This window comes from Lysinibacillus sp. BSL11 (genome assembly GCF_052928325.1).
The window spans coordinates 52,062-72,497 of the sequence record NZ_JAVGCX010000002.1 but is presented as its reverse complement, the minus strand read 5'-3'; the positions used below and the strand labels follow the sequence as shown (position 1 = coordinate 72,497).

At 40.1% G+C, this 20,436-nt stretch carries 23 protein-coding genes; 19 read left to right on the top strand and 4 right to left on the bottom strand.

Translation table 11 applies throughout. From position 1 onward, the window contains the following. Nucleotides 1–5: 5 nt before the first annotated feature. The 11 genes from hisC to RCJ95_RS02940 all read left to right on the top strand — a co-directional run bounded on the left by hisC (nucleotide 6) and on the right by RCJ95_RS02940 (nucleotide 9,833). Nucleotides 6–1,106, top strand: coding sequence for a histidinol-phosphate transaminase (gene hisC, locus RCJ95_RS02990; protein ID WP_274772339.1), 1,101 nt, complete (start codon nucleotides 6–8; stop codon nucleotides 1,104–1,106). Next, entirely contained in the window at nucleotides 1,103–2,200 is a 1,098-nt protein-coding gene (locus RCJ95_RS02985; protein ID WP_004232652.1) for a prephenate dehydrogenase, read from the top strand. The genes hisC and RCJ95_RS02985 overlap by 4 nt, the downstream gene beginning before the upstream one ends. Before the next feature lie 59 nt (nucleotides 2,201–2,259). Beyond that, nucleotides 2,260–3,546, top strand: coding sequence for a 3-phosphoshikimate 1-carboxyvinyltransferase (gene aroA, locus RCJ95_RS02980; RefSeq protein ID WP_312130893.1), 1,287 nt, complete (start codon nucleotides 2,260–2,262; stop codon nucleotides 3,544–3,546). A 96-nt stretch (nucleotides 3,547–3,642) separates the two neighbouring features. Then, on the top strand, nucleotides 3,643–4,911 hold the full coding sequence (locus tag RCJ95_RS02975; RefSeq protein ID WP_004232654.1) for a tetratricopeptide repeat protein: 1,269 nt from the start codon (nucleotides 3,643–3,645) through the stop codon (nucleotides 4,909–4,911). 14 nt (nucleotides 4,912–4,925) lie between these two features. Beyond that, a complete protein-coding gene (locus tag RCJ95_RS02970; RefSeq protein ID WP_004232655.1) occupies nucleotides 4,926–5,483 on the top strand; it encodes a ReoY family proteolytic degradation factor in 558 nt (185 codons plus the stop codon). 141 nt (nucleotides 5,484–5,624) lie between these two features. After that, nucleotides 5,625–6,074, top strand: coding sequence for a DUF2487 family protein (locus RCJ95_RS02965; RefSeq protein WP_004232658.1), 450 nt, complete (start codon nucleotides 5,625–5,627; stop codon nucleotides 6,072–6,074). A 154-nt stretch (nucleotides 6,075–6,228) separates the two neighbouring features. Next, entirely contained in the window at nucleotides 6,229–6,735 is a 507-nt protein-coding gene (locus RCJ95_RS02960) for a QcrA and Rieske domain-containing protein (protein WP_004232660.1), read from the top strand. A gap of 19 nt (nucleotides 6,736–6,754) precedes the next feature. After that, on the top strand, nucleotides 6,755–7,429 hold the full coding sequence (gene qcrB / locus RCJ95_RS02955) for a menaquinol-cytochrome c reductase cytochrome b subunit (RefSeq protein WP_004232663.1): 675 nt from the start codon (nucleotides 6,755–6,757) through the stop codon (nucleotides 7,427–7,429). A gap of 41 nt (nucleotides 7,430–7,470) precedes the next feature. Further along, a complete protein-coding gene (locus RCJ95_RS02950) occupies nucleotides 7,471–8,238 on the top strand; it encodes a menaquinol-cytochrome c reductase cytochrome b/c subunit (protein WP_004232669.1) in 768 nt (255 codons plus the stop codon). A 263-nt stretch (nucleotides 8,239–8,501) separates the two neighbouring features. Beyond that, complete coding sequence (locus RCJ95_RS02945) at nucleotides 8,502–9,098, top strand: DUF1405 domain-containing protein (protein ID WP_446721876.1); 597 nt, start codon at nucleotides 8,502–8,504, stop codon at nucleotides 9,096–9,098. A 54-nt stretch (nucleotides 9,099–9,152) separates the two neighbouring features. After that, the gene (locus RCJ95_RS02940) at nucleotides 9,153–9,833 is read left to right on the top strand and encodes a zinc metallopeptidase (RefSeq protein ID WP_225341019.1); all 681 of its coding nucleotides are present in this window, start codon (nucleotides 9,153–9,155) and stop codon (nucleotides 9,831–9,833) included. A gap of 56 nt (nucleotides 9,834–9,889) precedes the next feature. On the opposite strand, the gene RCJ95_RS02935 is transcribed toward RCJ95_RS02940, so the two are convergent. Then, complete coding sequence (locus RCJ95_RS02935; protein ID WP_004232676.1) at nucleotides 9,890–10,759, bottom strand: YitT family protein; 870 nt, start codon at nucleotides 10,757–10,759, stop codon at nucleotides 9,890–9,892. Nucleotides 10,760–10,874: 115 nt separating this feature from the next. Between RCJ95_RS02935 and RCJ95_RS02930 the strand changes: the two genes are divergently transcribed. The 6 genes from RCJ95_RS02930 to RCJ95_RS02905 all read left to right on the top strand — a co-directional run bounded on the left by RCJ95_RS02930 (nucleotide 10,875) and on the right by RCJ95_RS02905 (nucleotide 15,908). After that, nucleotides 10,875–11,210: a nucleotide pyrophosphohydrolase gene (locus RCJ95_RS02930; RefSeq protein WP_054550714.1), complete on the top strand. Its 336-nt coding sequence runs from the start codon at nucleotides 10,875–10,877 to the stop codon at nucleotides 11,208–11,210. Next, nucleotides 11,210–12,007, top strand: coding sequence for a 4-hydroxy-tetrahydrodipicolinate reductase (dapB, locus tag RCJ95_RS02925; protein ID WP_446721875.1), 798 nt, complete (start codon nucleotides 11,210–11,212; stop codon nucleotides 12,005–12,007). Before RCJ95_RS02930 ends, dapB begins: the two co-directional genes overlap by 1 nt. Nucleotides 12,008–12,026: 19 nt before the next feature. Continuing rightward, complete coding sequence (gene mgsA, locus RCJ95_RS02920; RefSeq protein WP_221680622.1) at nucleotides 12,027–12,431, top strand: methylglyoxal synthase; 405 nt, start codon at nucleotides 12,027–12,029, stop codon at nucleotides 12,429–12,431. Between the two features lie 33 nt (nucleotides 12,432–12,464). Further along, nucleotides 12,465–13,610: an N-acetyl-alpha-D-glucosaminyl L-malate synthase BshA gene (gene bshA / locus RCJ95_RS02915; RefSeq protein ID WP_221680623.1), complete on the top strand. Its 1,146-nt coding sequence runs from the start codon at nucleotides 12,465–12,467 to the stop codon at nucleotides 13,608–13,610. Then, a complete protein-coding gene (locus tag RCJ95_RS02910; protein WP_221680624.1) occupies nucleotides 13,597–14,769 on the top strand; it encodes a CCA tRNA nucleotidyltransferase in 1,173 nt (390 codons plus the stop codon). Before bshA ends, RCJ95_RS02910 begins: the two co-directional genes overlap by 14 nt. A 155-nt stretch (nucleotides 14,770–14,924) precedes the next feature. Further along, nucleotides 14,925–15,908, top strand: a complete 984-nt coding sequence (locus RCJ95_RS02905) for a biotin--[acetyl-CoA-carboxylase] ligase (RefSeq protein ID WP_221680625.1) — start codon at nucleotides 14,925–14,927, stop codon at nucleotides 15,906–15,908. A gap of 655 nt (nucleotides 15,909–16,563) precedes the next feature. On the opposite strand, the gene RCJ95_RS02900 is transcribed toward RCJ95_RS02905, so the two are convergent. The 3 genes from RCJ95_RS02900 to RCJ95_RS02890 are packed head-to-tail and all read right to left on the bottom strand — an operon-like array spanning nucleotide 16,564 to nucleotide 18,319. Beyond that, nucleotides 16,564–17,400: a DUF4097 family beta strand repeat-containing protein gene (locus RCJ95_RS02900; protein ID WP_446721874.1), complete on the bottom strand. Its 837-nt coding sequence runs from the start codon at nucleotides 17,398–17,400 to the stop codon at nucleotides 16,564–16,566. Continuing rightward, nucleotides 17,401–18,006, bottom strand: a complete 606-nt coding sequence (locus RCJ95_RS02895; protein WP_066037628.1) for a DUF1700 domain-containing protein — start codon at nucleotides 18,004–18,006, stop codon at nucleotides 17,401–17,403. Further along, nucleotides 17,999–18,319: a PadR family transcriptional regulator gene (locus RCJ95_RS02890; RefSeq protein ID WP_004232706.1), complete on the bottom strand. Its 321-nt coding sequence runs from the start codon at nucleotides 18,317–18,319 to the stop codon at nucleotides 17,999–18,001. The genes RCJ95_RS02895 and RCJ95_RS02890 overlap by 8 nt, the downstream gene beginning before the upstream one ends. A 426-nt stretch (nucleotides 18,320–18,745) precedes the next feature. Here RCJ95_RS02890 and panB point away from each other — a divergent pair, with 426 nt between their 5' ends. Next, on the top strand, nucleotides 18,746–19,582 hold the full coding sequence (gene panB, locus RCJ95_RS02885; RefSeq protein ID WP_221680628.1) for a 3-methyl-2-oxobutanoate hydroxymethyltransferase: 837 nt from the start codon (nucleotides 18,746–18,748) through the stop codon (nucleotides 19,580–19,582). After that, nucleotides 19,582–20,436 (top strand): pantoate--beta-alanine ligase, encoded by an 855-nt coding sequence (gene panC, locus RCJ95_RS02880; RefSeq protein ID WP_221680878.1) that lies wholly within the window; start codon nucleotides 19,582–19,584, stop codon nucleotides 20,434–20,436. The genes panB and panC overlap by 1 nt, the downstream gene beginning before the upstream one ends.

The window sequence follows — 20,436 nt, the reverse complement described above, 5'->3', positions numbered from 1 at the left end:
TTTAGATGAAGTGGAAACAACAATTGGACGGTATGCAAGCATATAAGCCAGGTAAACCAATTGAAGAAGTACAACGTGAATATGGCTTAAAGGAAGTTATTAAATTGGCATCGAATGAAAATCCATTCGGGTGCTCACCTAAGGTAACAGCTTATTTACAAAATAATGCAGTGAATCATGCACTTTATCCAGATGGCTATGCACAAAACCTACGTACTGCTGTGGCAAATCATCTAGGTGTGAAAGAGACACAGCTTCTTTTTGGTAACGGCTCTGATGACATCATTGCGATTATTACTCGTGCTCTGTTGTATCCAGGGGTAAACACGGTTATGGCCGACCCTTCCTTCTCTCAATACTGGCACAATGCAGAAATTGAAGGTGCTGAAGTACGTAAAGTGCCTTGTCAAGAGGGAGCACATGATTTAGAGGCGATGTTGGCTGCAATTGATGACCAAACTTCTATTGTTTGGGTATGTAGTCCAAATAATCCTACAGGAGTTGTCATTCCTGATGCTGCATTGCGTGCCTTTCTTGCAAAGGTTCCAAGCGATGTCCTTGTCGTACTTGATGAGGCATACATTGAATATGTTACACATCCAGACCACAAGGATACGTTACCAATCATTGACGAATATCCGAATGTTCTTTTACTGCGTACATTCTCTAAAGCATATGGCTTAGCCTCGTTCCGCGTTGGCTATGCAATTGGCCAACCTGATGTTATTGCTAAGCTCGATCCTGTGCGTGCACCATTCAATAATACAATCTTAAGTCAAGCTGTTGCTGTCATTGCGCTTAGTGACCAAGATTATATTGAAGCATGCCGTGAAGCCAATGAAAAAGGCAAAAAACAATATGTAGAATTTTGTGAAAAGCATAATTTAAAATACTTCCCATCTGATACAAACTTTATTTTCTTTGATACCCATGCTGATAGTGATGTTGTTTTCCAAGAGCTGATGAAAAGAGGCTTTATTGTGCGCAGTGGTAATGCATTAGGATTACCAGGATTTATCCGTGTGACAATTGGAACAGAGGCTCAAAATGCAGCTTTGCTTAGCCAACTTGATGAAGTGTTAAAACAACAAGGGGTATTTGCATGACACGCAAAGTACTCGTTATAGGGCTGGGATTGATCGGTGGTTCTATTGCCCTTGCTTTGCAAAAAGCACCTGAAACAAAAATTATTGGCTATGACATGGACGCACAAACACGTGAGCATGCGAAAACATTAAATATTGTGCATGATATTGTTCCAGATCCACAGGCTGTTGCGGCTGAGGTTGATGTTATTATCTTCGGTACGCCCGTTAATGCAACACTGGATTGGATGGAGCAATTAAAATCATGGCCATTGAAAAATAAAGTTATCGTAACAGATACAGGGAGTACAAAGAAATTAATTATGCAAAAAGCCAGCGAATTACGGGAACTTGGCATAACGTTTATTGGTGGACATCCAATGGCGGGGTCTCATAAAAGTGGTGTGCTGGCTGCTAAGGCCCATCTTTTTGAAAACGCATATTACATGCTTACGCCACTTGCTGGGGAAGAAATTGTTCATATGGCACAGCTTGAAAGTTTGCTGAAATTTACCCATGCAAAAGTAGTCAGTGTATCTGCCAGTGAGCATGATCATATGACAGCGGTGGTGAGTCATTTTCCACATGTTATTGCGGCCTCACTTGTCCATCAATTAGGTGGCGAAAATGGGGAATACCCAATGACACGTTCTCTTGCAGCAGGAGGGTTTCGTGATGTGACACGAATCGCCTCTTCGAATCCCATCTTATGGCGAGATATTACGCTGCAAAATCGCGAGGAGCTCCTCACGCAATTAGATGGTTGGGAAAAAGAAATGACGCGCATTAAGGAACTGCTGATGGAGGGTTCTTCACAGGAAATTGAAAACTATTTTGCTGTTGCCAAAGAACTGAGAGATGAATTACCGATTAGTGCAGGGGCTATGTATACACCATTTGACCTATATGTTGATGTTCCTGACTATCCAGGTGTTATTTCTGAAGTGACGGGCTTTTTAGCAGATGAAGCAATTAGTATTACAAATCTACGCATTGTTGAATCAAGAGAAGATGTTTTCGGTATTCTAGTCATTAGCTTCCAAAGTGAAAATGATCGCGAACGTGCTGCAGCCTGTATTCAAAAACGGGCAAATTTTGAAACGTATATTTCTTAGCATAAGAAAGCGTCGGCATTTCGGCGCTTTCTATCTTCATATTGGAGGGAATAAAGTTCATGAGTGAAAAAGTATTGCAATACAACAAGCCTTCTCTACAGGGCTCTTTAACTGTTCCAGGCGATAAGTCTGTATCTCATCGCTCTGTGATGTTTGGCGCCATTGCTAGTGGAACAACAACCGTAGAGGGCTTTTTACTAGGTGAAGATTGTTTAAGTACAATTGATTGCTTCCAGAAACTTGGCGTTCAGATTGAGGTGGAAGGAACAAATGTAACCATTCATAGTCCAGGGATGGATGGCTGGCAGGAGCCGACAGAAGTGTTATATACGGGTAACTCTGGTACAACAACACGCTTAATGCTAGGCATTTTAGCTGGTTCTACTGTCCATTCTGTCATGACAGGAGATGCATCCATTGGAAAACGACCAATGCGCCGTGTTATAGATCCACTTCGTCAGATGGGGGCACGAATTACAGGGCGTGCAGACGGGCAATATACACCACTAGCCATTCAAGGTACAAAATTACAAGCCATTGATTACAAAATGCCTGTAGCAAGTGCACAGGTGAAATCTGCTATTTTACTTGCGGGCTTGCGTGCTGAAGGAACAACTATTGTTAGAGAAATGGATGTTTCGAGAGATCATACAGAGCGAATGCTGCGTCAATTTGGTGCACAGGTAGAAGTAGATAATGGCGTAGTATCCATTGAAGGAGGACAAGCGCTCAATGGGACGCATGTTTCTGTGCCAGGAGATATATCATCCGCTGCCTTTTTCTTAGTGGCAGGAGCCATTTGCAAAAATAGTCAGCTAACACTAAATAATGTTGGCATTAATCCAACACGTGATGGCATTATTGAGGTGCTGCAAAAAATGGGTGCCACGATGACAGTAACGCCAAATGATGATAATCAAGCTGAACCAACAGCAATAATCCGGATCGCTACATCTTCTTTAACTGGTACAATAATTGAGGGAGACATTATTCCTCGTTTAATTGATGAAATTCCAATTCTTGCATTACTTGCTACGCAAGCACATGGTCAAACGATCATTAAAGATGCAGAAGAGCTAAAGGTGAAGGAGACTGACCGTATCACAGCTGTTGTGACTGAATTGAAGAAACTTGGTGCCCAGATCGAAGCAACAGATGATGGTATGATTATTGAGGGACCAACGCCTTTAAAAGGAGCAAACCTTCAAACTTATGGCGATCATCGTATCGGCATGATGGGTGCTGTTGCAGCTTTACTAACAGACGGCGCTGTTACACTAGATGATGCACAATGTATTGCTGTATCCTACCCATCGTTCTTTGAGCATATTGAGGCAGTGAAGTAACAATTAAAGAGAGGCTCTCCAAGCTTTTGGGGAGTTTTTTCTTGTTTCAGAGGTAAATGTTTTGTAGCATAAAGGTATCAACGAAAGAATAGGTGAATGACTGTGAACAATGCGATGACTGAAATGATGCAAGCACTTGAACAAGGGGATTTAGCATTAATCGATCAGCTACTAGAATCATTTTTAATGAAGGAGTTACCCGAGGAGATCTACGCACTTGCTGAAATTTTTATGCAGTATGGGTACATGAAGGAAGCTGACCGAGTGCTGGAGCATTTACAATTTTTATTCCCAGAAGAAGCACAGTTAAAAATAGATCGTGCCAATGTCCTAATGGAGCTTGGAAATGAAGATGAAGCATTAGATTTATTATTAGAAATTGAAGAAACCTCACCAGAATATCCACAAGCGTTATTGGTTTTAGCTGATTATTATCAAATGCAAGGGTTATTTGAGGTTGCAGAAAAGCGTATAAATGAAGCATTAGCGATTTTACCAGACGAGCCATTATTACATTTTGCGAAAGCAGAACTTTTATTTGAAACAGGTCGTTTTTTAGAGGCAGCAAGACTGTATGAGGACTTATATGAGCAGCAAAATGAATTTGCTGGTATTCAACTTGTCGAACGACTAGCAGAGGTTTATCGTGCAGGTGCAGCCTATGAGACGGCATTCGATTATTATGTCAAAGCCCTTGAAGATGAAGTAAAGCCCGATATTTTATTTGGAGCTGCTTATTCAGCTTTCCAGTCACAAAAATACGAGATGGCTATTAAACAACTAGAGGAATTGAAAGAATTAGATCCTGATTACTTCTCAGCCTATTTATTGCTTGCGGAAAGCTATGCAATGACAGAGGATAATCAAAAAGCTTATGCTGCCATTCAAGAGGGGTTAAAGCGTGATGAATATGATAAATCGCTTTATTTATTTGCTGGTAAGATGGCATTGAAGAATGGTTTGCCAGAAGAAGCTGAGCAACATCTGAGAGAAGCTATAGCACTCGATCCTGAATATATGGAAGCCGTACTGGCGCTTATTTCAGTGTTTGGACAACAGGAGCGCCATGAGGATGTGATCGAGTTATTTGAGACATTACAGCAAAATGATTTTGAATGGAGCACTTTATATCCATTTGCGGCAGAGGCATATGAAAATTTAGAATTGTACGACCGTGCATACGAATTTTACCGTTTGGCATATAATGATTTTAAGGAAGACGCAACATTTTTAGAAAAATATGTTTACTTCTTATTAGAAGAAGGAAAGCGTTCAGAGGCAAAAGAGGTTCTTGGACAATTAATCAACATTCAACCGGGTGAACCAGAGTGGCAGGAGAAGTTAGAAACCTTAGAATTTGAGTAAAGGAGGGAGTGGGTATGACTGCTTCTGTATCAGTTGTTGATAAAAAAGCATTTGTTCGATGGTTTTTAAAAAATTATCAATTGAAACGTCGTGAGTGTGTATGGATTTTAAATTACCTATTAAGTAATGATGACTTGTTAAAAAGAATCCGTTTTGTGGAAGAAGCTCACTATTGTCCTAGGGCAATGGTGATGTCGACAGTAGACTCAACAGGTGTGCCTTTTCGTTTCTATAAAGGCAATGTGATGACGGCAGATGCTGAGAAGTCTTTCCATGATTTACGCTTACATGAACAAGAAGATATGTATATACAATTGAATTTTCCTAATATACCACCAAGTGCACAATACTTAGCAGTTCTTGAAGAAAACCCTTATATGCCAGAAACACTGCTCGTCAGTGAAAAAGATCGTATACTGGCAGAAGAGCTGCTTTCCAATAGCTTACTCGTATTCCAAGAAGAGAAATTACTCGCACAAATTGATGAAGCCCTCGACCAGGGAGATGAAGCGCGATTTTATGAATTGTCTAATTTGTTACAAGCATTGAAGGAAACGGCTAATTTACGTTAATTATAGGTAAAAATTGAATGTCCTTTATCCATTTCAATATGGTAACATTACTAGTGAATGATTGTTTTCACTTTTAATTGGGTATCCTATCGAAGAGTGGAAAAGGACATTTTTATTTTGCGATAAAAGGAGGTTTGTTGAATGTATTTTAATGCAAACGATGTAACATCGTTTATGGCACAAAAAGATTTTATTGATACCGCGATAGTTCCACTTGTATCCATTGATCTCTCTTCTGAAAAAATGAAACAAAGTGGCGCCGAGGTAGATTTTGTCATGTCTTTAACTTCTTTTATAGAGCAGCAGTTTAAAGGTCGTCTACTAGTCATGCCACCATTTTCTTATATGACAACTTTAAAAAACGATGATTTACCACAGCAATTAGAAGCACAATTACATAATGCTGGATTTAGGCATGTGTTTTTCATTACTTGTGACCATTATTGGACAAAAAGTGGAGAGATAGTCAATATGATTTGGTTACCAGCGATTCCATTAGAAAGTATGGATGCTAGTGTGAAAAAATCCATTCTAGAAGATCAGTTGCGACAAGTGATTCCAATGCTTTCGACTAAATGGGCACAGATTTAACAATTAGTTTCAATAAATGTTCACATTCTCCAGCTTTCCACAGAATGCTATATTGACCAAGCTATGGACTTGATATATCATATATATGTCCTAGTATTACTATTTGTAAAAGTATGTCCGTTGGACTGACCTTTAAGTTAGAGGGGGGAAAATAATGAGTAATAATCGAGTTTCACGTCGTCAATTTCTAAGTTATACTCTTACTGGTGTAGGTGGATTTATGGCGGCAGGTATGCTAATGCCAATGCTTCGCTTTGCAATTGATCCTGTGCTACAAAAGCATGAGGGTGGAGATTTTGTAAAAACAGAGCATAAAATCGCTGACTTGACTGAAGAGCCTGTAAAAGTGGACTTTTCATATGAACAAGTGGATGCATGGTATAAATCACAGGTTACAGATGTAGCTTGGGTTTATAAAAGTGGCGATCAAATCATTGCCCTTTCACCTGTTTGTAAGCATTTAGGATGTATGGTTGACTGGAATGGAGATTCTGCACACCCAGGTCAATTCTTCTGTCCATGCCACGCAGGACGTTATGAGAAAAACGGGAAAAACATTGCAGGTACACCGCCTCTAGGTCCGTTGGATGAATTTGAAGTACAAGAACAAGATGGCTATTTAATGATTGGTCCAGCTAAAGCAAATTCTCTAGTTAAATAAGTAAGGGGGTACGACAACAGTGCTAAATAAAATTTATGATTGGGTCGATGAACGCCTAGATATTACACCGATTTGGCGTGATATTGCCGACCACGAAGTGCCAGAGCACGTTAACCCTGCACATCATTTTTCAGCATTCGTTTACTGCTTTGGTGGATTAACATTCTTCATCACAGTAATTCAAATTCTATCTGGTATGTTCCTAACAATGTACTATGTACCAGACGTTGTGAATGCATGGAAATCAGTTTATTATTTACAAAACGAAGTAGCATTTGGTGAAATCGTACGCGGTATGCACCACTGGGGAGCTTCATTAGTTATCGTAATGATGTTCTTACATACACTTCGTGTATTCTTCACAGGTTCTTATAAAAAACCTCGTGAATTAAACTGGATGGTTGGTGTAGGTATTTTTGGTGTAATGATGGGTCTTGGATTTACAGGATACTTATTACCATGGGATATGAAAGCATTATTCGCTACTAAAGTAGGTATCGAAATTGCAGCATCTGTACCGTTTATCGGTGGGATGATTAAAGTATTATTAGCGGGTGACACAACGATTCTCGGTGCTCAAACGTTAACTCGATTCTTTGCGATTCATGTATTCTTCTTACCTGCAGTATTGTTTGGGTTACTTGCAGCGCACTTTATCATGATTCGTCGTCAAGGAATTTCAGGACCGTTGTGATTGTCTTGACGGTTCGATGATCTTTAAAAGGAGGGGACACTATGCATCGCGGAAAAGGAATGAAATTTGTCGGCGATTCTCGTATTAAAGCGAATCACAGAATGCCGAACGTTCCAAAGGATTATTCCGAATATCCAGGTAAGACGGAAGCTTTCTGGCCGAACTTCTTACTGAAGGAATGGATGGTAGGTGCTGTATTTTTAATTGGATACTTATTATTAACTGTCGCTCACCCGTCACCACTTGAAGGGCCGGCAGATCCAACTAGAGCATATACACCACTACCGGACTGGTACTTCTTATTTATGTATCAACTTTTAAAATACTCATTTGCTTCTGGTCCATACAATGTAATCGGAGCTATTGTAATTCCAGGTCTTGCATTTGGAGCGCTATTATTAATGCCATTTTTAGACAAGGGTCCAGAACGTCGTCCATCTAAACGTCCATTGCCAACAGCGTTTATGTTATTAACTTTAGCTGCTATGTTCTACCTAACTTGGGAGTCAGTTGTTAACCACGACTGGGAAGCTCAAAAAGCTATGGGTGCAATTGTAGAAACAGTTGAATTCGATAAAGAATCAGAAGGTTATAAACTATACGCTGGCTCAGCTTGTATTACATGTCACGGTGAAGGCTTAGAAGGTGGAGCTGGTGCACCATCTCTAATGAACACTGGATTAACAGCTGATGAGATTAAGGACATTGCTCATAATGGTCGCGGTAACATGCCACCAGGATTATGGACAGGTTCAGATGAAGATCTTCAAAAACTTGCTGAATTCATCGAAAGCTTAAAAGCAGAGTAATAGTAAAAGAGTCAGGAAACTGGCTCTTTTTTTTCTACCTTGTTATACTATTGGGACTGGAAGCCATACAAAAAGGTTCCCTTGTATAAAGGGTTTTAGCGAAAGATGTCGAAAAAACATTTATTCCTGAAACAAGTTAGCGAATTAAAACAATAAAATAACACATATTGATGGTGAGATACAATTGAAAGGTAGAGTGAAGCTCTAGAATTTCAGAACTATACATAAATAATGGATTGTTTATATCGGAAGGAGTTAACATCATGCAACTAACAAGAGCAAATATTTGGTACCTTCTGACACATAAATCATTCTTGATTGCGCTGCTAATTGTTAATCTACTAGGTACAATTTATGGCTATTATTGGTATGGGTGGCAGCTTGCCATCACAGAGCCTATTTTTTATATTTTTGTTCCAGATAGTCCAACAGCCAGTTTATTCTTTTGTTTTGTGTTGATTGCTTGGATTAGAGGGAAAAGCTGGCCACTGATGGAAGTACTTGCCCTTGTTACGTTGGTGAAATATGGCTTATGGGCAGATGTGATGAATATTTGGACATTAATTGAAACAGGTTCTATTGGCTGGCAGGGGTGGATGTTAGTTGGTTCACATTTTGCCATGGCTGTACAAGCTGTACTATATATGAAGAAATATGTCTTCACTTATTGGCATGTAGTGATAGCAGCTGTTTGGACACTGCATAATGATGTCATTGACTATGTATTTGGGCAAATGCCTATGTATCGAGATTTAGCCAATTACACAAGCTATATTGGCTACTTTACATTCTGGTTATCAATTGCATGTATTTTACTTGCCATTTTCTCAATTAGGTGGCGCAAATATTTGCCGAATTAGGGTATAAATTATAGAATTATAGTATCGAGGTAGAAAGGGGTTAGAAAATTGTCAATGAGCATGTATATTGTTTATTTTGCGATTATTATGCTGCTTCCACTTTATGCTCAAATGAAGGTAAAGGGTACGTATAAAAAATTTGCAAAGCAACGTACAATGAAGGGGCAGACTGGTGCTGAGGTAGCGCGTGCGATTTTAGACGCGAACGGCTTATATGATGTACGAGTTGTGCCAACGCAAGGTGTGTTGTCTGATCATTATAATCCGGCAACCAAAACAGTGGCTTTGTCAGAAAGTAACTTTTATGAAGCGAGTGTTGCAGGTGCTGCAGTAGCTGCCCATGAGGTAGGTCATGCCATCCAACATAAAGAAGCTTATTCTATGCTTACATTACGTAGTAAGCTCGTTCCAGTAGCAAACATTTCTTCCAATATGTCTTGGCTTTTTGTAATGATTGGTATTTTTACAAGTATGTCGAATTTATTGCTGTTAGGTATCATATTATTAGCAGCAGGTGTTGTTTTCCAATTAGTGACACTTCCGGTGGAGTTTGATGCCTCAAAGCGAGCATTAGTTCAAATGAATTCACTTGGCATTATTACAAATGAAGAAGAACGACCAGCACGAAAAGTATTAAGTGCTGCAGCCTTAACATATGTAGCAGCGGCAGCGGTAGCTGTACTTGAGTTATTACGTTTAATTTTAATTTTTACTAATATGCGTAGCGACGACTAAGAAAAAACTTGTTATAGTGGTACACCACTATAGCAAGTTTTTTATCTTCGTATGCTTTAATGAAGGGGTTGCTTTTGATCGTCTAGTGTGAAGCCTTCTCCTGCCACATCTCGTACTTCAATGATGGAAACAAATGCGTGCGGATCAACTTCATGCACAATAGATTTTAACCGTACAACTTCATTGCGGCCAATCACACAATAAATCACCTCTTTAGGTTGTTTCGTAAAATGACCATGTCCTTCTAAAATGGTGATACCACGCTCCATTCGAAGAGCAATTGTTTCAGCAATGGCTCCCGACTTTTCCGATATGATAAGCGCACCACGAGCCGCATAAGCACCTTCTTGTACAAAGTCAATAACACGGGCTCCAACAAATACGGCTACTAATGTATACATCATCGAACGAGCATCCAAGAACGTCAGCCAAGAAAGGATGATGACGATGGCATCGAAGACAAACATGGTTTTCCCCATACTCCAGCCAAAATATTTATGTCCGAGTCGGGCCAAAATATCGACACCACCTGTAGTTCCACCGAAACGAAAGACAATCCCAAGTCCCAATCCAACAAAGACACCAGCAAAAAGTGCCACAAGCAACATGTCATCCTCTAAATGGATGGTAAATTGATATTTTTGAAAAATTTTTAGAAAAAGAGATACAGATAAAGTGCCGACAAGCGTATAGACAAATGATTTTTTTCCAAGTAATCGATAACCTATGATAAACATGGGAATATTTAATAACAGGTTCATTAAGGCGGGGTCCCATCCTAATGTAAAATATAGTATGAGGGTAATCCCACTTAGTCCACCTTCACCCAGTTGATTTTGGATGTTGAAGTGAACAAAGCCGAAGCTGAAAACTGCTGCTCCGAGCATAATTGCGATAATATTACGAATTTTAATCTGTTTTAGCATTTGACCTCCTGTAGTTCCAAACAAATGAAGTAGTGTTATCTATTATCTGACATTTTATTGGTTTTGACAACAATGGTGTAAATTTTATACGATGGTAAATAGGAGTGTGATTTTTATGGCAGATCAACTAACAATGCAAGCTTTACAACAGCGTGTCGATGACTATATAGGACAATTTAAAGAAGGCTATTTTCCACCATTTGAATTACTTGCACGTCTAACAGAAGAATTAGGTGAACTATCACGCGAAGTTCAGGATGTCTATGGACAGAAAAAGAAAAAGAGTACTGAGGATATAAATAGTATTGAAGAGGAACTAGGAGACTTTTTCTTTGTACTAGTCTGTTTTGCAAATGCTCAAGGTATAAAACTAGATGAAGCACTTTTACGCGTCATACATAAATTTGAAACTAGAGATAAGGATCGTTGGACTAGAAAGGATGAAGAATGATGTCGATTCGTGTAGCTATTGCGGGAGCAAGAGGAAAAATGGGAGCTGAGGCTGTACATACGGTCATGAAACATGACAAAATGGAATTAGTAGCTGTACTAGATTATAAGGAAGTAGGAAAAACTTTAGCTGATTTAGATATGTTTCCAGTAAGCTATACAGTGCCTATATTTACAGAAATGCATGATCTTGTAGAAGCAACTGCACCAGATGTACTAGTGGATTTAACTAATCCACATGCAGTCTACAAACATACAAAGGAAGCACTGAATTTAAATGTACGACCTGTAATTGGTACAACAGGATTTACAGATGCACAACTAGAGGAATTATCAGCCATGGCCAAAGAAAAAGAGTTAGGTTGCATTATTGCACCAAACTTTGCGATTGGTGCTATCCTAATGATGAAGTTTGCAAAAGAAGCAGCCAAATACTTACCAGATGTAGAGATTATAGAAATGCACCATGATCAGAAGCTTGATGCACCATCTGGGACAGCGGTGAAAACGGCTCAGTTAATACAAGAGGTCCGTACGCCTAAGGCACAAGGACATCTAGAAGAGAAAGAAACCATTAAAGGTGCAAGAGGTGGAGACTTTGACGGTATGCGCATTCATTCCGTACGTTTACCTGGTTTAGTGGCACACCAGCAAGTATTATTTGGAGGGGATGGGCAGCTACTAACGATTCGCCATGATTCATTAAACCGTAATTCTTTTATGTCGGGTGTTGCATTTTGCATAGAAGAGGTTATGAAAATGGATCAGCTTGTTTATGGTTTAGAAAACATCATCTAAAGATTGGGATGGAAGCTATATGAAAATCGCATTGATTGCACATGATCGTAAAAAAGATAATTTAGTACAGTTTGCTATTGCTTACCAAAATATTTTACAAGAACACACACTATATGCTACCGGCACAACAGGACAACGTGTCATCGAAGCTACTGGTTTGGAAGTTACACGTTTTCGTTCAGGGCCACTTGGTGGCGATCAACAAATTGGCGCAATGATTGCCAATAATGATATGGACATGGTGATATTTTTCCGTGATCCTTTAACAGCACAGCCACATGAGCCAGATGTTTCTGCACTAATCCGTCTTTGTGATGTTTACCAAGTGCCACTGGCAACCAATATGGGAACAGCAGAAATATTACTAAAAGGCCTCGAGGAAGGCTTTGTGGATTGGAGACTGATACAAGAAAGACGCAATTAACAAAAGACGTGATTCAGAAAGGATGATCATCGAATGAAAAAGCTAAAAATAGGCATTACCTGTTATCCTACAGTTGGTGGCTCTGGTGTCATTGCAACAGAATTAGGCAAAATGCTTGCAGAAAGAGGACATGAAATTCACTTCATCACCTCAAGCGTACCATTTCGATTGAATAAAATTTATCCAACCGTCTTTTTCCATGAAGTCGAAGTTAATAATTATTCAGTATTTCAATATTCTCCCTACGATATTGCATTAGCGAGTAAAATGGCAGACGTCATCAAGGATGAAGAGTTGGATGTGCTACATGTGCATTATGCCATCCCACATGCAGTATGTGCGGTGCTAGCACGTGAAATGAGCGGCCGAGACATTGGCATCGTTACGACCCTTCATGGCACAGATATATCGGTGCTTGGGCAAGATTCTACGCTCTCACAGGCCATTAAGTATGGGATTGATAAATCTGATATTGTGACAACCGTGTCACAGGCATTAAAAGAACAAACCTATGAACTGATTGATACAGTAAAACCAATTGAAACGATTTATAACTTTGTGGACGAACGCGAATACTTCCCACGAAATTTAGGAAACTTAAAAGAGCAATTTGGTATTCAAGAAGATGAAAAAGTCCTCATTCATGTATCAAACTTCCGTAAAATAAAGAACCTTCCACACATTGTAGACGCCTTTATGAAAATCCGTGCCAACATGAAAGCAAAGCTCTTATTAGTAGGTGATGGCCCAGAAAAGCATCGTGTCATGGATCAAGTAAAAGGAAGTCCTTATATGAAGGATGTTTTATTTTTAGGGAAACAAGAAAACTTAGCTGAACTGTATGCGATTAGTGACCTAAAGCTATTATTATCACAGCAAGAATCGTTTGGACTGGTGTTACTAGAGGCAATGGCTTGTGGTGTACCTTGTATTGGAACAAATGTAGGTGGTATTCCAGAAGTCATTGAGCACGGTGTAGACGGTTATATCGTGGAATTAGGGGATACAGAGGCAGTTGCGGCGTATGCAACCCATTTATTGCAAGATGAGGAACAATTACTGCGCTTCCGAGAAGCGGCCATCCGTGCAGTAAGTGAAAAATTCCACTCATCCAAAATTGTGGAACAATATGAAAATCTGTACGAGAAGGTTGCGGAAAGAAATCATGCAAAACAATAAAGAATGGCAAGCAGCCTATTCAGTCATTGAACAATTAGAACAGGCGGGATTTGAAGCAGTTATTGTTGGTGGAGCTGTAAGAGATGCTTTACTCAATCGTCCTGCCCATGATGTAGATGTGGCTACAAATGCCTTGCCTGAAGAAGTAAAAACTGTGTTTCAAAAGACTGTAGATATTGGGATTCAGCATGGGACGGTACTTGTTATCGTACCCGCTGGACCTGTGGAAGTGACTACCTATCGGACAGATGGGGAATATACAGATCATCGAAGACCACAGAATGTCCATTTTGTTCGATCTCTAAAAGAGGATTTACAACGCCGAGATTTTACGATGAACGCCATTGCCATGCGTCATGATGGCTCTTTTGTAGATTATTATGGTGGACGACAAGATATTGAAAAGCGCGTTATACGAGCGGTAGGAGAGGCAGAAAAACGGTTTGCAGAAGATGCTCTAAGAATGCTGCGAGCAATTCGCTTCTCCGCACAGCTTGATTTTACAATCGAGGCGAATACAATAACAGCCATCCAGCAAAGGGCTGCTGATCTGAGATTTATTGCAAAAGAACGCATTAAAGCAGAGCTTGATAAGCTTTGGATAGGACAAACAGTTTTTGGGGGTATACAAAAACTAGAGGACTGTGGGTTAACGGCCTATTTAACGGGTGATTTTCAAGCTTCACAATGGCGTAATTTTCAAACAAAGGATGCACTTCTTGGCTGGGCATACTTTGCCTTACTGCAAGGAACAGCATGGCGTGAGGTAGTTCGCGATTATCGATTATCTAATAAGGAAATGGCGTTTATTAAATCCGTTTTAACAGCTTATGACGATTTAAAAGATGGTTGGACAAATCGCCATTATTTTAACTACACAGAGCAAGAACTAGTGGCTGCACAATATTTTGCCCAACTTCGCCAATTAGACGCTTCGATACCTCAACAATCTATTCGAGAATTACAGGCAAAATTACCGATTCAACATAAGCAAGAATTAGTGGTGAATGGGGCTGATTTACTGAAATGGTCTGGCAAAAAGGGTGGGCCGTGGGTAAAAGCCGCATTGGAGGATCTGCTGATAGCCATTCTTCATCATGAACTTCAAAATGATCGACAACAGATTAAAAGCTGGCTTGAGCAGCAGGATCTTACTTAAAGCCCAATACATGATAGTCAAAAACCGTCTCCCATTTCGGGAGGCGGTTTTATTAAATTCCTATCGTTGGTGGTCATTTACGTTAATTTACAGTATGATTAAGACAAATTAAGTTACATAACAAGAGTACAGTTAACTAAAGGATGGATGTGAAGATGACAATTTCCATGAAGGACGAAATTTTAAAAAGAATATTGGCTGCTGATGGAGAAGCGGTTTCAGGTCAGGAATTAGCAAATTCTCTTGGTGTCTCAAGAACCGCTGTTTGGAAGCATATGCAAACATTACAAGAGGAAGGATATACATTCGAAACTATTAAGAAAAAGGGGTATGTATTGACAGGTGTACCAAATAGCTTGAGCCCCACACAGATTGAGCTTTTTTTAAAGACAGAGCATTTTGGACGTGAGATCCATTATTACGATGTAGTTGATTCAACACAAACGATTGCGCATAAGCTTGCACAGGAAGGAGCTCCACACGGTACAATTATTATTGGTGAGGAGCAAACAGCGGGGCGAGGTCGTATGGCTCGTCCTTGGGAGTCTGCCCATGGGACAGGTATTTGGATGACCGTTATCGTTCGGCCAGATGTTACACCCCAGCAGGCCTCATCCTATACACTTGTGGTGGCAGTAGCTGTCACAATGGCCATTAAAACATTATATAAACATGTAGAGCCAGCCATTAAATGGCCCAATGATTTATTGATTAATGGCAAAAAATGTACAGGTATTTTAACGGAAATGCAGGCAGAGGCGGATCTTGTGCAAGCTTTACTTGTTGGAATTGGCATAAATGCGAACCAAGCAGCAGCTGACTTTTCACCTGATATTGCGGATATTGCCACTTCATTACGATTAGAAGCAGGGGAAGAAATCAATCGTGCAGCACTTGTTGCCTCTATCTTACACTATTTAGAACAATTTACAGAATTATACGTCAAAGAGGGTTTTGCGAGTCTAAAGACACTATGGCAGCAATTGTCCTGTACAATTGGTCAACGTATAGAGGTAACGACGATACGTGAACGTTTTGAAGGGGTTGCCAGTGGCATTACAGACGATGGTGTTCTCCAGCTGACGCAGGACGATGGAACGATTCGCACGATCTATGCGGGAGACATCAAAATATTATAAACAAGAAGCTGCAAGTAATGTCCTATACTTGCGGCTTCTCATGTTGTTGCAAAAAGATGATGTCAACGGCAGAAAAAGCAACTTTGCAAGGTGAGGGGTTGATTTCCGTTCCGCCAGCGTCCTTTCCAGGGGGCGTCCGATGAGCCGCTTCACTCACTTACGTTCGCTCCAGGGTCTCATCTGTGACGCTAAATCCCCTAGGAGTGACGCTGGCTCCACTCCAATCAACCATTCTGCAAAAGTGTCTTTGCTTTATCTTTCATACTGGCCGTAGCGAACAAAATAATCCATTATTAGTATTACTAGAGAATCTATAGACTCTTATTTTCAATGTGGGGAAGTCATGCGTAACAGCACCTCTTCATAAAGACTCGTGAACACCTTCACTTTATTTGAAAACCTTTGCTAAAAGGTAACACTTTTGTAGGTTGAAGTGGAAGGGTACTTGACTCCCGTGGGATCACGAGACAGCCAAAACTCTAAACGGAGCGGTTGCGGAGGAAGCGATTCGGCGCTCGCCTACAGGAAAGAAAGTAGTCTGCAACGGAAACCATTTTCACCTTTCACAAAAATTCTATTAATGGTTTTGTTTTTCAACAATATGAGAAGCTGCAAGTAACGTCCTGTACTTGCAGCTTCTTTTATTGTCTATTCTTTATTTTAATGACACATCTATATCACCATGTGATAAGGAAACATTCAGTTGGTGCTCACCCTTAATTACTTGTGTCACGGTGCCACTTTGTTCTTCATCATTAATGGTCACATCACCGAAGTCTGTTTTGAGATCATAGCCTACATCACTTTGTTTGTTTTGTAAGTGGAGCGTTGTATCGCCAAAACTAGAGGTAATGGTTGATTGGCCATTTAATGTGCCATCTATATCGATATCTCCATGCTCGCTCTCAATAGTGAAGCCGTTGCTAGTAAGTTGCTGAAGCGTTAAATCACCAAAGGACTGCCTAATCTCTGTTCTGTCACCAGTCGTGTTGTTGAAAGTAATATCTCCATAATCCTGGATGAGATTAAGCTGCTGATACTGTAGCCCATGAATGGCTGTATCGCCAAAATTACTGTCTATCACAATCGCCTCTATTTTTGTATCTTTTGGGACATAGAGTTTGATTGAAGGGGAAGAGAGGTTCCCGAAGCCAAATTGAAAACCATCCTTTTTCTTTGCCATTGTTTCGATGGTTAAAGTTCCGTTATCAATATGATATGTTACATCTGCTTGCTCAAGGACCTTTGTGTCTAATTTAAAGTCACGACCACTTGCAACAATCTCCACATCTCCATAATCATTTACGATATTAATACTTGTGAATGCATCTAAAGCATAAGACTGACTTACTAATTTAGTATTACTTGGGACATAAAGACCCTCTGAATCTTTTAGAATCAGCCAGCGCCCCCCTGAAAAATAGCCAATCAATGCGAGTAGAATGCCTAATGCAATCATTGTCATGGCAATAAGGGTATTTTTTGACGTCATTTAGAAGTCCCCCTTTTTTTGCTTCTTTGTCATTTTGTGGAATAGTCTGCCTAATGTTTCAACAGAGACAACAACGGTTTTCTTGATAACACGAGCAACAACTGGGAACAGTAGGACTCCCAAGCCTGTTACGATTAACCCGACACCCATAAAGAGCAGGGCAGTCGGCCAATGCTCTGTTAAAATTAAGAAACCTGATATGATTGCCACAACGCCACCGGCAAAAATACTAATTACAGTTGCGACAATAGCAAAGATTAAGCTGATAATGACTGCGCCAAATGAAAAAATGAGTGCAATGGCTGTTGCAAGTAATGGCAATGAAAGGGGCGCAGACAGTATAGCTAGAATAATGAGCCAAATAGCAGACATATTCTTTTTTGTTGATTTTGCCGAGGAGGTTTCTAAATCCTTTAATGCGAAATCAGCTAATATTTGTGAGGCGACATGTGAAGGAGAGCCAAGTTGTGAAATAACCTGATGTTCATTTTCCTCTCCAGCTTCCTCAAAGTATTCTTCATAATAGGCAAGCGCAGCGTCTAACTCATGCGCAGGAAGCCGACGTAATTTTCCTCGTAGCTGTTTCAAATAGCTTGCTCTATCCATCTAAATTCCCTCCTAAAAGTACACAATCAACCTTTTCCTTATACATTTGCCATTCTTTTAATAGCTCTAATAATCGTATACGTCCTTGCTCTGTAATTTGATAATAGCGTCTATTTCTACCTTGATAAGGCTGATCGTACGTTGTTAAGTAATGCGCTTTTTGTAAGCGACGTAATACAGGATACAGTGTAGACTCTGAAATCTCCATGACTGATTGTACCTGCTGTGTTAAAGAATAACCGTAGGCGTCCTCTTTCTCGACAATAGCCAGTACACAAGCATCAAGTAAAGCTGAACCAAGCTGAAATGTCATCTTTTCACCTCACATGTAATACCTATACTTCATTTTATATTATATGGCATATAGTATGTGGATAGTATATGACGTATAACATTGATTGTCAATTCTAAAAGAAAATTTTTTCCAATGTTGTTAGACGAAGATATTGTAAGAAAATAATATTTGAAGATTAATAGGGAAATCTGTTATAGTATGTGCGAAGGGCAGTATCCATTGTGAACGGCACCTTCAAAACGCAATAGACTATACTACCAAATATCTGCCTTGATCTTTTAGACAGGGACGGAAGAAAACGATACGTTCAAATATAGCTTTCATTTTGCAAGCTATTGCCTCTTTAAGGGGTCTTTTTATCATTGAACGACACACTACCCTTCTGTCTATTTTCGGCCAGAAGGGTTTTTCTGTTTTCTTCCTTTAAAAAAGGAGGACTACAAAATGAAAACGACAACCGATTTTTTAAAGATGAAAGCGGCAGGCGAAAAAATCGTGATGGTGACGGCCTATGATTATCCAGCTGCTAAATTCGCGGAAGAAGCTGGTGTTGAGATGATACTAGTCGGGGATTCACTTGGAATGGTCGTGCTTGGCTATGATTCTACAATGCCTGTAACTGTAACGGATATGGTTCATCATGCAAAAGCAGTAAGACGAGGGGCAAAGGATACGTTTATTGTTGTTGATATGCCCTTTGGTTCTTATCATGGCGATGTCAATGAGACACTCAAAACAGCCATTGCGATGATGCAACAAACAGGAGCAGATGCTTTAAAAGTTGAGGGGGCAGGTGAAGTTATACCTGTCATTCGTAAATTAACGTCAGCTGGTATTCCAGTAGTAGCTCACTTAGGCTTGTTGCCTCAATCAGCTGGAGTGCTTGGTGGTTATAAGGTACAAGGAAAAACAGCTGAACAGGCTGCTACACTGCTTGAAGAAGCAAAACAGTGTGAAGCGGCTGGAGCATGTGCAGTCGTGTTGGAATGTATCCCTCATCAGCTGACAGAGCTTGTTTCAGCTAGTCTTGTTATTCCAACGATTGGCATAGGCGCTGGTATTGAGGCTGATGGACAAGTGCTGGTGTATCATGACATGCTAAGCTACGGTTCGCACCATGTACCGAAATTTGTTCAACAATTTGCTGATATGGGCAAAGAAGCAAGCGCGGGGATGATGGGTTACGTAGAAGCAGTGAAAGCGGGTACTTTCCCAGCTCCAAAACATTTCTTCACAATGAAAGAGGAAGCATTAGATCAGCTATATGGAGGCGTTAAATGATGAAAGTCATCACGACCATACAGGCATTAGCCACAGAAATTCAAGCAGCTAAGCATGCTCAAAAAACGATTGGACTTGTTCCGACAATGGGCTATTTACATGAAGGTCATTTAACATTAGCACAAACAGCTCGTGTAGAAAATGATGTCGTTGTGATGAGTATATTTGTCAACCCAACACAATTTGGGCCAAATGAGGATTTTGAAAGTTATCCTCGTGATTTGCCTAGAGATACTGCATTAGCTGAATCTGTGGGCGTTGATATTGTGTTCGCACCAAGTGTGGAGGAAATGTATCCTCAAGATGGAGGCATTCGTCTACATGCAGGCGAGCAGGCTACCATTCTTTGTGGTGCGAGTCGTCCTGGTCATTTTGATGGTGTTTTACAGGTCGTCTCTAAATTATTTCATTTAACACTGCCAACAAGAGCTTATTTCGGTCAAAAAGATGCACAGCAGGTTGCGATTATTGCGACAATGGTACGTGATTTTAATTTCCCTTTAGAAATGCGTGTTGTCCCAATTGTACGCGAGGAGGACGGTTTGGCGAAATCTTCTCGTAATGTCTATTTAAGCAAGTCAGAGCGACAAGAGGCTCCAGCGATCAATGAAGCATTACAGTTGGCTCGCGATAGCTTTTTAGTGAATGGTGATGCTGATAGCGCACTTGCTAAAGCAAAAGCTCATATTCATGCAAGAACACATGGCCGCATTGATTATATTGAATTATTAGCATATCCAGATTTAACACCAGTGACAGCTACAACTCAGCAAGTACTGTTGGCAGCAGCTGTTTATATAGGTAAGACACGTTTAATAGATAATTGTATTTTTACCGTGAAAGAGGGAATATAG

What these genes read in the sequence shown, in the direction of transcription:
- RCJ95_RS02970 (WP_004232655.1), top strand. Translation starts at nt 4,926, where the DNA reads ATGACTGCTTCTGTATCAGTTGTTGATAAAAAAGCATTTGTTCGATGG.
- hisC (WP_274772339.1), top strand. Translation starts at nt 6, where the DNA reads ATGAAGTGGAAACAACAATTGGACGGTATGCAAGCATATAAGCCAGGT.
- aroA (WP_312130893.1), top strand. Translation starts at nt 2,260, where the DNA reads ATGAGTGAAAAAGTATTGCAATACAACAAGCCTTCTCTACAGGGCTCT.
- RCJ95_RS02940 (WP_225341019.1), top strand. Translation starts at nt 9,153, where the DNA reads ATGAGCATGTATATTGTTTATTTTGCGATTATTATGCTGCTTCCACTT.
- mgsA (WP_221680622.1), top strand. Translation starts at nt 12,027, where the DNA reads ATGAAAATCGCATTGATTGCACATGATCGTAAAAAAGATAATTTAGTA.
- RCJ95_RS02965 (WP_004232658.1), top strand. Translation starts at nt 5,625, where the DNA reads ATGTATTTTAATGCAAACGATGTAACATCGTTTATGGCACAAAAAGAT.
- RCJ95_RS02985 (WP_004232652.1), top strand. Translation starts at nt 1,103, where the DNA reads ATGACACGCAAAGTACTCGTTATAGGGCTGGGATTGATCGGTGGTTCT.
- bshA (WP_221680623.1), top strand. Translation starts at nt 12,465, where the DNA reads ATGAAAAAGCTAAAAATAGGCATTACCTGTTATCCTACAGTTGGTGGC.
- RCJ95_RS02890 (WP_004232706.1), bottom strand. Translation starts at nt 18,319, where the DNA reads ATGACATTTCAGCTTGGTTCAGCTTTACTTGATGCTTGTGTACTGGCT.
- RCJ95_RS02900 (WP_446721874.1), bottom strand. Translation starts at nt 17,400, where the DNA reads ATGACGTCAAAAAATACCCTTATTGCCATGACAATGATTGCATTAGGC.
- RCJ95_RS02930 (WP_054550714.1), top strand. Translation starts at nt 10,875, where the DNA reads ATGGCAGATCAACTAACAATGCAAGCTTTACAACAGCGTGTCGATGAC.
- RCJ95_RS02895 (WP_066037628.1), bottom strand. Translation starts at nt 18,006, where the DNA reads ATGGATAGAGCAAGCTATTTGAAACAGCTACGAGGAAAATTACGTCGG.
- RCJ95_RS02950 (WP_004232669.1), top strand. Translation starts at nt 7,471, where the DNA reads ATGCATCGCGGAAAAGGAATGAAATTTGTCGGCGATTCTCGTATTAAA.
- RCJ95_RS02975 (WP_004232654.1), top strand. Translation starts at nt 3,643, where the DNA reads ATGACTGTGAACAATGCGATGACTGAAATGATGCAAGCACTTGAACAA.
- dapB (WP_446721875.1), top strand. Translation starts at nt 11,210, where the DNA reads ATGTCGATTCGTGTAGCTATTGCGGGAGCAAGAGGAAAAATGGGAGCT.
- panC (WP_221680878.1), top strand. Translation starts at nt 19,582, where the DNA reads ATGAAAGTCATCACGACCATACAGGCATTAGCCACAGAAATTCAAGCA.
- RCJ95_RS02935 (WP_004232676.1), bottom strand. Translation starts at nt 10,759, where the DNA reads ATGCTAAAACAGATTAAAATTCGTAATATTATCGCAATTATGCTCGGA.
- RCJ95_RS02960 (WP_004232660.1), top strand. Translation starts at nt 6,229, where the DNA reads ATGAGTAATAATCGAGTTTCACGTCGTCAATTTCTAAGTTATACTCTT.
- RCJ95_RS02945 (WP_446721876.1), top strand. Translation starts at nt 8,502, where the DNA reads ATGCAACTAACAAGAGCAAATATTTGGTACCTTCTGACACATAAATCA.
- panB (WP_221680628.1), top strand. Translation starts at nt 18,746, where the DNA reads ATGAAAACGACAACCGATTTTTTAAAGATGAAAGCGGCAGGCGAAAAA.
- RCJ95_RS02905 (WP_221680625.1), top strand. Translation starts at nt 14,925, where the DNA reads ATGACAATTTCCATGAAGGACGAAATTTTAAAAAGAATATTGGCTGCT.
- RCJ95_RS02910 (WP_221680624.1), top strand. Translation starts at nt 13,597, where the DNA reads ATGCAAAACAATAAAGAATGGCAAGCAGCCTATTCAGTCATTGAACAA.